The 10,363-nt window shown below is 70.9% G+C and carries 10 protein-coding genes; 7 read left to right on the forward strand and 3 right to left on the reverse strand.

Features of this window, described 5'->3' with window-relative positions:
* Window positions 1–38: 38 nt before the first annotated feature.
* The 4 genes from galE to idi all read left to right on the forward strand — a co-directional run bounded on the left by galE (window position 39) and on the right by idi (window position 4,278).
* A complete protein-coding gene (gene galE, locus FGD71_RS29240) occupies window positions 39–1,037 on the forward strand; it encodes a UDP-glucose 4-epimerase GalE (RefSeq protein WP_119103545.1) in 999 nt (332 codons plus the stop codon).
* 147 nt (window positions 1,038–1,184) lie between these two features.
* The gene (locus FGD71_RS29245) at window positions 1,185–2,123 is read left to right on the forward strand and encodes a cation diffusion facilitator family transporter (RefSeq protein WP_119103546.1); all 939 of its coding nucleotides are present in this window, start codon (window positions 1,185–1,187) and stop codon (window positions 2,121–2,123) included.
* A 193-nt stretch (window positions 2,124–2,316) separates the two neighbouring features.
* Window positions 2,317–3,558, forward strand: coding sequence for a bifunctional class I SAM-dependent methyltransferase/N-acetyltransferase (locus tag FGD71_RS29250; RefSeq protein ID WP_119103547.1), 1,242 nt, complete (start codon window positions 2,317–2,319; stop codon window positions 3,556–3,558).
* A 126-nt stretch (window positions 3,559–3,684) separates the two neighbouring features.
* Window positions 3,685–4,278: an isopentenyl-diphosphate Delta-isomerase gene (gene idi, locus FGD71_RS29255; protein WP_119103548.1), complete on the forward strand. Its 594-nt coding sequence runs from the start codon at window positions 3,685–3,687 to the stop codon at window positions 4,276–4,278.
* 13 nt (window positions 4,279–4,291) lie between these two features.
* On the opposite strand, the gene FGD71_RS29260 is transcribed toward idi, so the two are convergent.
* Entirely contained in the window at window positions 4,292–4,798 is a 507-nt protein-coding gene (locus FGD71_RS29260; protein ID WP_119103549.1) for an ATP-binding protein, read from the reverse strand.
* A 301-nt stretch (window positions 4,799–5,099) separates the two neighbouring features.
* Between FGD71_RS29260 and FGD71_RS29265 the strand changes: the two genes are divergently transcribed.
* Entirely contained in the window at window positions 5,100–5,849 is a 750-nt protein-coding gene (locus tag FGD71_RS29265) for an enoyl-CoA hydratase/isomerase family protein (RefSeq protein ID WP_119103550.1), read from the forward strand.
* Here the strand turns inward: FGD71_RS29265 and FGD71_RS29270 are convergent.
* Both FGD71_RS29270 and FGD71_RS29275 read right to left on the reverse strand, forming a co-directional pair.
* Complete coding sequence (locus FGD71_RS29270) at window positions 5,836–6,471, reverse strand: DJ-1/PfpI family protein (protein ID WP_119103551.1); 636 nt, start codon at window positions 6,469–6,471, stop codon at window positions 5,836–5,838. The two genes, FGD71_RS29265 and FGD71_RS29270, sit on opposite strands and share 14 nt — an antisense overlap.
* Window positions 6,472–6,571: 100 nt before the next feature.
* Complete coding sequence (locus tag FGD71_RS29275) at window positions 6,572–7,540, reverse strand: GlxA family transcriptional regulator (protein WP_119103552.1); 969 nt, start codon at window positions 7,538–7,540, stop codon at window positions 6,572–6,574.
* A gap of 250 nt (window positions 7,541–7,790) precedes the next feature.
* Between FGD71_RS29275 and FGD71_RS47555 the strand changes: the two genes are divergently transcribed.
* Window positions 7,791–7,934: an LPFR motif small protein gene (locus tag FGD71_RS47555; RefSeq protein ID WP_162931248.1), complete on the forward strand. Its 144-nt coding sequence runs from the start codon at window positions 7,791–7,793 to the stop codon at window positions 7,932–7,934.
* A 151-nt stretch (window positions 7,935–8,085) separates the two neighbouring features.
* The coding region (locus FGD71_RS29280) for a Tex family protein (RefSeq protein ID WP_140935969.1) at window positions 8,086–10,363 on the forward strand (2,278 nt) is incomplete at its 3' end.

Here is a 10,363-nt window from a genome sequence, read left to right on the forward strand (position 1 = left end):
GGACCGGAACCGATGGGCCCGGCATAGGGTGAACGACCATGACATGGCTGATCACAGGTGGAGCTGGATATATCGGGGCGCATGTGGCACGCGTCATGGCCGACGCGGGAGAGCGGGTCGTCGCGCTCGACGATCTCTCGGCCGGCGTCGCACACCGACTGCCGTCGGACATAGCTCTCATACAGGGCTCATCGCTCGACGGTGATCTGCTGAAGCGGACGTTCGCCGAACACACGGTGACGGGTGTGGTGCATCTCGCCGCCCGCAAGCAGGTCGGCGAGTCCGTCGCACAGCCCGCGCGCTACTACCAGGAGAACGTCGGCGGCCTCGCGACCCTCCTCGACGCGGTCGCCGAGGCGGGCATCGGGCGGTTCCTCTTCTCGTCGTCCGCCGCCGTCTACGGCAATCCGGATGTGGAGCTCATCACGGAGGACACCCCGTGCGCCCCCATGAGCCCGTACGGCGAGACGAAGCTCGCCGGCGAGTGGCTGGTGCGGGCGGCGGGCCGGGCGCACGGCATCGCGACGGTCTGTCTGCGCTACTTCAACGTCGCGGGGGCGGCCGCGCCCGAACTGGCCGACACCGGCGTCTTCAACGTGGTCCCGATGGTGTTCGACCGGCTCACCCGCGACGAGGCCCCGCGGATCTTCGGCGACGACTATCCGACGCCGGACGGCACCTGCGTACGCGATTACATCCACGTCGCCGACCTCGCCGACGCGCACCTCGCGGCGGCCAGGCGACTGGCCGCGACGGGCACCCCAGGCGTGACGGGCGCCACGGACGCGACGCGCGACCTGACGGTGAACATCGGCCGCGGTGAGGGTGTCTCGGTACGCGAACTCGTGACCCTCATCGGCGAGGTCACCGGCGACACCCGCGCCGCGCTCGTCGAACCACGCCGCCCGGGCGACGCCCCGCGCGCGGTCGCCTCGGCCGCGCGCGCCGCCGAGGAACTGGGCTGGACCGCGCGTCGCGGGGTGCGCGAGATGGTCGAGTCGGCCTGGCAGGGCTGGCGCCTCCATCACTCCGGCTGATCACGCCAGTGCTCTGACCTGCGGATCGTTTCCGCAGGTCAGAGCATATGACAACGGTGTTCAGTGCCGCGTTGCACATACCCCCCACCGGTAGTTCACTGGGGGCCGCCGAAAGGGTTTCGGGGCCGATCCGGGAGGGCGGTTTTCATGGGGGCAGGACACGACCACGGTCATACGCACGGCGTCGCCGCGGGGGGCACGGCGGCAGCCGCCCACCAAGGGAGACTGCGCGCCGCGCTGGCGATCACGCTCACCGTCGTCGCGGTCCAGATCGTCGGCGGCATCCTCACGGGTTCGCTCGCGCTCATCGCGGACGCCGCACACATGACGACGGATGCGCTGGGCCTGGCCATGGCGCTGCTGGCGATCCACTTCGCCAACCGGCCACCGAGCGGCAGCCGCACCTTCGGCTATGCGCGCGCCGAGATCCTCGCCGCGCTCGCCAACTGTCTGCTGCTGGTCGGCGTCGGCGGGTACGTCCTGTATGAGGCGATCGAGCGTTTCGTGGCGCCGGCGGAGACCAAGGGCGGACTGACCGTAATATTCGGCCTGATCGGTCTGGTCGCGAACATGATCTCGCTCACGCTGCTGATGCGGGGCCAGAAGGACAGCCTGAACGTGCGCGGCGCGTTCCTGGAAGTGCTCGCCGACACGCTGGGCTCGCTGACCGTGCTGGTCTCCGCGGTCCTCATCATGGCCACGGGCTGGCAGGCCGCCGACCCCATCGCCTCGATCGTCATCGCTCTCATGATCGTGCCGCGTACCTGGAAGCTGTTGCGCGAGACGCTCAACGTGCTTCTGGAGGCAGCTCCCGAGAACGTGGACATGGCTCAGGTGCGGTCCCACATCCGGGCGCTCCCGGGTGTCGAGGACGTCCACGATCTGCACGCCTGGACGATCACCTCGGGGCTGCCCGTCCTCTCCGCGCATGTGGTCGTGGACTCCGGGACACTCAGCGCCATCGGCCACGAGAAGTTGCTGCACGAACTGCAGAGCTGCCTCGGGGATCACTTCGACGTGGAGCACTGCACCTTTCAGCTGGAACCGGGCGGACATGCGGAGCACGAGGCGAGGCTCTGCCACTGAAGCCCCGATGGGCAGCAATTGCCGGGCGGAGTCATCCGTCTCGGTGCTACCGTGGCCGGCGATCGAGGAGGTGGGTTGATGACTGTCGCGTTCGGCGCTGCTGTGCGCAGCGACTCAGGCATCCCCATCTCCCGGGCCCGCGGCTGACGTTCAGGGAATCGTCGGCCGGGCCCTTCACTCAAGGGTTTTCACGTTGACCGACAACGCCTTCTTCACCCTGCACCACGGACTTCCGCGCCAGGGCCCCGGCTCCGACGCCACCACCCGTCACCTCCTCTCGCTCGCGGGCCCACTGCCCGCCCGGCCGCGCGTACTCGACCTGGGATGCGGGCCCGGCCGCGCCGCGCTGCTGCTCGCCGCCGAGGCGGGCGCGGAGGTGACCGCCGTCGATCTGCACGAGCCGTTCATCGCCGAGCTGCGGGCGTCCGCCGAGGCGCGCGGGCTCGCCGACTCGATCCGCACGCTCAACGCGGACATGGGCGAACTCCCCTGCCCCGACAGCTCGTTCGACCTTGTCTGGGCCGAGAGCTCGGCCTACTCGATCGGCTTCGACACCGCGCTGCGCTCCTGGCGGCGCCTCCTCGCGCCCGGCGGCACTCTGGTGATCACCGAGGGCGTGTGGACCACCGACTCGCCCTCGCCCCGGGCCCGCGCCTTCTGGGAAGGCCAGTGCGAGTTGCGCACGACCGAGGGAAACAGCCGGGCCGCCGAGGCCGCGGGATACACCGTCATCGGCGTGCACCCCCAGCCGGAGTCCGACTGGGACGAGTACTACGGCCCGCTGGGCGCCAAGGCCGACACCGCGGACCTCGCCGTGCCGGGCATGGCCGAGGCCGTGGCGGGTGCCCGCGAGGAGATCACGCTGCGCCGGGAGCACGGCGACGAGTACGGCTACACCGGATACGTACTGCGGCTGCCGGAGGGCGCGCCCGGCTGGCTCACCCGTCCGGAGACCACCGCCGATCGCGCCGAGGTGCACGCGGTCAACGCCGCGGCCTTCCCGACCGAGGCGGAGGCGGACCTGGTGGACGCGCTGCGCGCCGACTCCGGGGCGTGGCTGCCGGGACTTTCGTACGTCGCCGAGGCACCGGACGGCACGGTCGCGGCGTACGCGCTGATCACCCGCTGCCATGTCGACGGGGCGCCGGCGCTCGCCCTGGCGCCCGTGGCCGTGCGGCCGCCGTATCAGCGGCGGGGCGCCGGAGCGGCCGTCGTACGCGCGGTGCTGCGGGCGGCACGCGCGCGTGGGGAGCGGCTGGTGCTCGTGCTCGGCCATCCCGAGTACTACCCGAGGTTCGGTTTCATGCCCGCCTCGGGGTACGGCATCCGGGCCGGGTTCGAGGTCCCGGACGAGGCGATGATGGCACTTGTCCTGGGCGATTCCGCGCCGGTGCCGACGGGCACGATCAAGTATCCGGCCGCTTTCGGCGTCTGATCGACGGCTCCCGCATGTCCGGTTCGTCCGCGCGGCGGAACCGGACATGCGGGACACCGCGTGGTGCCAGGAGTAGCGGTTTCTTACGGCAGACTTGAGGTTCGAAGACCGATGCGAAGGATGGGTATGCCGATCACTCCTGCCACCGCGACGCACAGTTCGTCCACCGGCACCGCCGAAGCCATCTTGCTGGAACTGGTCGATGAGGACGGCACGACGATCGGCACCGCGGAGAAGCTCGCCGCCCATCAGCCACCCGGGAAGCTGCACCGGGCGTTCTCCGTCTTCCTGTTCGACGAGCAGGGCCGGCTGCTGCTGCAGCAGCGCGCGCTCGGCAAGTACCACTCCCCCGGTGTCTGGTCCAACACCTGCTGCGGCCACCCCTATCCGGGTGAGGCACCTTTCGCGGCCGCCGCGCGGCGCACGTACGAGGAGCTCGGTGTCTCTCCGTCGCTGCTCGCCGAGGCGGGCACGGTCCGCTACAACCACCCGGACCCGCACTCGGGGCTGGTGGAGCAGGAGTTCAACCACCTGTTCGTGGGCATGGTGCAGTCTCCGCTGCGGCCGGATGCGGAGGAGGTCGGCTCGACGGCCTTCGTGACGGCCGCCGAGCTGGCGGAACGGCACGCGCGGGACCCGTTCTCCGCGTGGTTCATGACCGTCCTGGACGCGGCGCGCCCGGCGATCAGGGAGCTGACGGGTTCGTCCGCGGGCTGGTGACCGCCGGCACTTGTCAGGCCTGTGCGGGTTTGAGCGGCAGGGCGGCCCAGATCACCTTGCCGCCGCTCGCGGTGTGTTCGACGTCGCACACGCCGCCCGCCTCCGCCGCGATCTCCCGCACCAGAAGCAGACCGCGGCCGCCGGTCCGCCCATGGTCGGCCTCCAGGGCGGTCGGGCGGTAGGGGTGGTTGTCCTCGACGGAGACGCGCACCCAATCGGCACCGACGGCGACCTCCACGGCCAGCATCGGGGAGAGGAGCGCCGCGTGCCGGACGGCGTTGGTCACCAGCTCGGAGACGATCAGCAGGAGCCCCTGGGCGAGGTCGTCGGAGATGGGCACGCCCTGCCGGGCCAGCAGGTCACGGACGGCGTGCCGCGCCTGCGGCACCGAGACGTCGACGGCGGGAGCGGTGAACCGCCAGACGCCCTCGTACGGCAGCGGGCCAGGCGGTGCCCCGGCGGGTGGTACGTCCCCGCCGCCTTCAGGGCGTGGGCCGGGCCCACGCCCATGATCGTCCATCGTCCGGTCCCTACCCTTGCGCTCGATTGTCACCACACGTCGAGTGTTGGTAACGCGCTGTCCCGACCGAGGAACTGAACAGAAGTCAGCGAGTATCGACGGCTTCCGACCGTCCATGTACGACACGGTCGGACGAGAGACCGCCGCTGCCCTTCTTGTGTCGAATTCAGACTCTTCGGGTTGTACGGTTTGGCCCAGGACGAGACCAACGTCACGGTGCCGACGGCACGGCACCGTCTGTCTTGATCGTGCGACCGTCCCTCTTGATCGTGCGTTCGAGCGTGCGGATACCATCCGGCTCATGGAGCCGCAGCTGCTGCACAGCGTCGCCGACGGGGTCGCCACCGTCGTGATCCACCATCCGGCGAAGCGCAACGCCATGACGGCCGGTATGTGGGAGGCGCTGCCGCCCCTGCTCGACGTGCTGGCCGCCGACCCCGCCGTGCGTGCGCTCGTACTCACCGGCGAGGGCGAGACCTTCTGCGCCGGGGCCGACATCTCGGCGCTGCGGGGCTCCTCGGCCCAGGCGCAAGGGCTGGCCGTGCGCGCCGAGGACGCGCTCGCCGCCTTTCCCAAGCCGACGCTCGCCGCGGTGCGCGGCTACTGCGTGGGCGGCGGGTGCCAGCTGGCGGCGGCGTGCGATCTGCGTTTCGTGGACGAGGGCGCGCTGTTCGGGATCACTCCGGCGAAGCTGGGGATCGTGTACGCGGCCTCCTCCACCCGGCGGTTGGTGTCCCTGGTGGGACCGTCCGCCGCCAAGTACCTGTTGTTCTCGGGCGAGTTGATCGACGCGGAGCACGCGCTGCGGACCGGTCTCGTGAACGAGGTGCTGCCGGACGGCGAACTCGGCAAGCGCGTGGCGGAGTTCACTCGGGTACTGACAGCACGCTCGCAGCTGACGCAGGCCGCGGCGAAGGAGTTCGCGAACGGCCGTACGGACCGGGACGCCTACTGGGCGGAGCAGGCGCGCGCGAGCGGCGACACCGCGGAGGGAGTCGCCGCCTTCCTGGAGCGCCGGCAGCCGGACTTCACCTGGACTACGCCAGGATGAAGCGGCTCTTCGAGCGGAACTCCTCGACGAGATGCGCGGGTGCCTTCCGCGGGGACCCCGCGTCGTAGGGCGGCTGCGGGTCGTACTCCGTCAACAGCTGTACGGCTTGCGCGTGTTCGTCGCCCGCGATCCTGCCGACCAGGGTGAGTCCCATGTCGATGCCGGAGGACACGCCGGCCGCCGTGACGTACTTGCCGTCGGTCACGACCCGCTCTCCGGTCGGCTCGGCGCCGAACCGCTTGAGGAAGTCGAGCGCCAGCCAGTGCGAGGTGGCGCGACGGCCGCCCAGCAGTCCGGCCGCGGCGAGCAGGAGGGAGCCGGTGCACACGGAGGTCGTCCAGGCGCTCGTGGCGTCGGCGGTGCGCAGCCAGTCGAGGAGCACCTCGTTCTCCATCTGCGGGGTCTGGCCGGGGCCACCGGGGGCCACGACGATGTCGGGGCTCGGAACCTCGGCCAGGGTCTTGTCGGCGGTGATCGCCAGGGCACCGGTGTCCGTGCGGACGGGGCCGGTGCGCTCGGCGACGAAGACGGTCTCCGCGTCCGGGAGGCGGCCGAGGGTCTCGTACGGGCCGACGGCGTCGAGGGCGGTGAAGCGGTCGAAGAGGACGATGGCTATCTGCATCGCAGGCCTTTCGTGGGTTCGGCGGGTGATCCGGTGACTTCGGCGGGGCGCTCGGCGGCTTCTGCGGGCGAGCGGTGGCTTCAGGGGGTGAGCGGTGGCTTCAGGGGGTGAGCGCGGGGCGGAAGCGGCGGCGGTACTCCGCCGGGGCCGCGCCGAGGGTGCGCACGAAGGCGCGGCGCATCGCCTCGGGGGTGCCGTAGCCGCAGGCGCGGGAGATCTCCTCGACACCGTCGGCGGTGTCCTCCAGGAGACGGCGGGCGTGCTCGAGGCGCACGCGGTCCACGAAGCGCCCCGGGGTCATGCCCGTCTCCGCCTGGAAGGCACGGGCGAAGTGGCGTGGTGAGAGGCTGGCGCGGGCGGCGAGGGACTCGACGGTCAGATCCTCGCCGGGGTGCTCGGTGATCCACTGCTGGACCTCACGGAGCGGTTCGCGCTGGGCCGTCTGAGCGGCGAGCTGGGCACTGAACTGGGCCTGGCTTCCCGGACGGCGCAGGAAGACGACCAGGTGGCGGGCGACGGTGAGCGCCACCTCGCGGCCGAGGTCCTCCTCGACGAGCGCGAGGGCGAGGTCGATGCCGGCGGTGACGCCCGCCGAGGTGGCCACGTTCCCGTCGCGTACGTAGATGGGGTCCGGGTCGACCTCGATCGCCGGGTGGTGACGGGCGAGGGTCTCGCAGTAGCCCCAGTGGGTCGTCGCCCGGCGCCCGTCCAGGAGGCCGGCCTCGGCGAGCAGGATCGCGCCGGTGCAGACGGACACCAGGCGCCGCGCGCGCGGGCCGCGTACGCGCAGCCATTCGATCAGGCTCGGGTCGGGTGCGCGGGTGCCCTGCCCGCCCGGCACGAGCAGGGTATGCGGGGCCGGGGCGTCGGCGAGCGCGTGATCCGGAGTGAGGGTCAGACCGCTGCTGGTGCGTACGGGTGCGCCGTCGAGTGAGGCGGTGCGGATGCGGTACGTGCTCCCGGAGTCGCCGACATATGTGGCAGCACCCGCGAAGACCTCCACGGGGCCCGTGATGTCGAGGCTCTGTACGCCGTCGAAGAGAACGACCAGGACGGTTCGGTGCGCCATGGTCTCGATTCTTGGCGGGCAGCGTGACGTCCGCAATGACGAGTAACCCACCTTTCCTGCCATCACGAATCTCACCCGACCCGCCGGCGAGGTGATCGGCAAGAGCTGAGGGCCGGGGACGCACGCACGCGCGCGTGCGTCCGTGTACGTCACGGTCGGCCAGGGCGGCCCGGGATTCGGGACCCGACTCCGAGGTACCCGGACGCCACCGGTCACGGACCAAAGGGCCGGAAACGAAAGGGGAAGACACGTGTTCCGTGCGATCGCAGACGTGTTGAGGCAGATCGGAGGCGCGCTCGCCACGGTCGTGACATTGCCGTTCCGGGTGCTGGCCCGGCTGTTCGGCGGTGCCTCCCACTCGACGCGACGCGCCGGGCGGGCCCGCCGGGTGTGACCACTCGTGTGACCGCGAACCGCCGTCGTAGCCGGGCGCACCGACGGTGTGCCCGGCCTTTCGTGTGCCGTGAGGCCGCCCTGATCCCCCGTTGTCGGTGTCACCTGCCACAATTGCCGCGCAACCTCAGTGAAGAAGGCGGTACGGGATCGTGACGACACCCCTCGTAGGGTCCATCGAAGGCAGGATCGCCGAGGAGCTCGGCGTACGGGAGCGGCAGGTCAAGGCTGCCGTCGATTTGCTCGACGGCGGCTCGACGGTGCCCTTCATCGCCCGCTACCGCAAGGAAGCGACCGAGATGCTCGACGATGCGCAGCTGCGCACGATCGAGGAGCGGTTGCGCTACCTGCGGGAGCTGGAGGAGCGACGGACGGCGGTCCTGGAGTCGGTGCGTGAGCAGGGCAAGCTCACCGACGAGCTGGAGGCGCGGATCCGCGGTGCCGAGACCAAGGCGCGTCTGGAGGACATCTATCTGCCGTTCAAGCCGAAGCGGCGGACGAAGGCGCAGATCGCGCGCGAGGCGGGTCTGGAGCCGCTGGCCGAGGGGCTGCTCAGTGACCCGGCCGTCGAGCCCCTGGCCGCGGCGGCCGCATTTGTCGACGCCGACAAGGGCGTCGACGATCCGCAGGCGGCCCTCGACGGTGCCCGCGCGATCCTCACCGAGCGGTTCTCCGAGGACGCCGACCTGATCGGCGAGCTGCGTGAGCGCATGTGGGTGCGCGGCCGGCTCGCGGCCAAGGTGCGGGACGGCAAGGAGGAGGCGGGCGCCAAGTTCGCCGACTACTTCGACTTCGCGGAGCCCTTCACGGAGCTGCCCTCCCACCGCATCCTGGCCATGCTGCGCGGCGAGAAGGAGGAGGTCCTCGACCTCGTCCTGGAGCCCGAGGAGCAGACGGACGGACCTTCCTCGTACGAGGGGATCGTCGCGAACCGCTTCGGGATCGCCGACCGCGGCCGGCCCGCCGACAAGTGGCTGACCGACACGGTCCGTTGGGCCTGGCGCACCCGCATCCTCGTGCACCTCGGCATCGACCTGCGCCTGCGGCTGCGGACGGCCGCCGAGGACGAGGCGGTCAACGTCTTCGCGGCGAACCTGCGCGACCTGCTGCTCGCCGCCCCCGCGGGCACGCGCACGACGCTCGGGCTCGACCCCGGATTCCGTACGGGCGTGAAGGTGGCGGTGGTCGACGCGACCGGCAAGGTCGTCGCGACGGACGTCATCTACCCGCACGTCCCGCAGAACAAGTGGGACGAGTCCCTGGCCAAGCTGGCCCGGCTCGCCAAGGAGCACACGGTCGAGCTGATCGCGATCGGCAACGGCACCGCGTCCCGGGAGACCGACAAGCTCGCCGGTGAACTCATCGGCAAGCACCCGGAGTTGAAGCTCACGAAGGTGATGGTGTCCGAGGCCGGGGCCTCCGTGTACTCGGCGTCGGCCTTCGCCTCGCAGGAGCTGCCCGGCATGGACGTGTCGCTGCGCGGCGCCGTCTCCATCGCGCGGCGCCTGCAGGACCCGCTGGCCGAGCTGGTGAAGATCGACCCGAAGTCGATCGGTGTGGGGCAGTACCAGCACGACCTGTCCGAGGTGAAGCTGTCGCGATCGCTGGACGCGGTGGTCGAGGACTGTGTGAACGGCGTCGGCGTGGACGTGAACACCGCCTCCACGCCGCTGCTCGCCCGGGTCTCCGGCATCTCCTCCGGGCTCGCCGAGAACATCGTGGCGCACCGCGACGCGAACGGTCCGTTCCGATCGCGGACCGCGCTCAAGGAGGTGGCGCGGCTGGGGCCCAAGGCGTACGAGCAGTGCGCCGGGTTCCTTCGGATTCGCGAAGGTGACGATCCGCTGGACGCGTCCAGCGTGCACCCCGAGGCGTATCCCGTGGTGCGGCGGATGGTGAAGACGGTGGGCAGTGAGGTCGCCTCGCTGATCGGCAACACGGGTGCGCTGCGTTCGCTGAAGCCGGCCGACTTCGTGGACGAGACGTTCGGTCTGCCGACCGTCACGGACATCCTCAAGGAGCTGGAGAAGCCGGGCCGCGACCCGCGCCCCGCCTTCAAGACGGCCACCTTCAAGGAAGGCGTCGAGAAGATCTCCGACCTGTCCTCCGGGATGGTGCTGGAGGGCGTCGTCACGAACGTCGCCGCCTTCGGCGCCTTCGTGGACATCGGCGTCCACCAGGACGGGCTCGTGCACGTCTCCGCGATGTCCAAGACCTTCGTCAAGGACCCGCGTGACGTCGTGAAGCCCGGCGACATCGTGAAGGTGAAGGTCCTCGAGGTCGACATCCCACGCAAGCGGATCTCGCTGACGCTGCGTCTGGACGACGAGGCTGCTCCGCAGGGGCAGCAGGGTGGGGGCCGGCCCCAGCGGGGCGGCCGTCCGCCCCAGCAGCGGGGCCAGCAGCGGCAGGGCCGCGGCGGGGGTGGCG

This window comes from Streptomyces sporangiiformans, from assembly GCF_005768555.2.
Taxonomy (GTDB): domain Bacteria; phylum Actinomycetota; class Actinomycetes; order Streptomycetales; family Streptomycetaceae; genus Streptomyces; species Streptomyces sporangiiformans.

What these genes read in the sequence shown, in the direction of transcription:
- galE (WP_119103545.1), top strand. Translation starts at nt 39, where the DNA reads ATGACATGGCTGATCACAGGTGGAGCTGGATATATCGGGGCGCATGTG.
- FGD71_RS29245 (WP_119103546.1), top strand. Translation starts at nt 1,185, where the DNA reads ATGGGGGCAGGACACGACCACGGTCATACGCACGGCGTCGCCGCGGGG.
- idi (WP_119103548.1), top strand. Translation starts at nt 3,685, where the DNA reads ATGCCGATCACTCCTGCCACCGCGACGCACAGTTCGTCCACCGGCACC.
- FGD71_RS29260 (WP_119103549.1), bottom strand. Translation starts at nt 4,798, where the DNA reads ATGGACGATCATGGGCGTGGGCCCGGCCCACGCCCTGAAGGCGGCGGG.
- FGD71_RS29265 (WP_119103550.1), top strand. Translation starts at nt 5,100, where the DNA reads ATGGAGCCGCAGCTGCTGCACAGCGTCGCCGACGGGGTCGCCACCGTC.
- FGD71_RS29270 (WP_119103551.1), bottom strand. Translation starts at nt 6,471, where the DNA reads ATGCAGATAGCCATCGTCCTCTTCGACCGCTTCACCGCCCTCGACGCC.
- FGD71_RS29275 (WP_119103552.1), bottom strand. Translation starts at nt 7,540, where the DNA reads ATGGCGCACCGAACCGTCCTGGTCGTTCTCTTCGACGGCGTACAGAGC.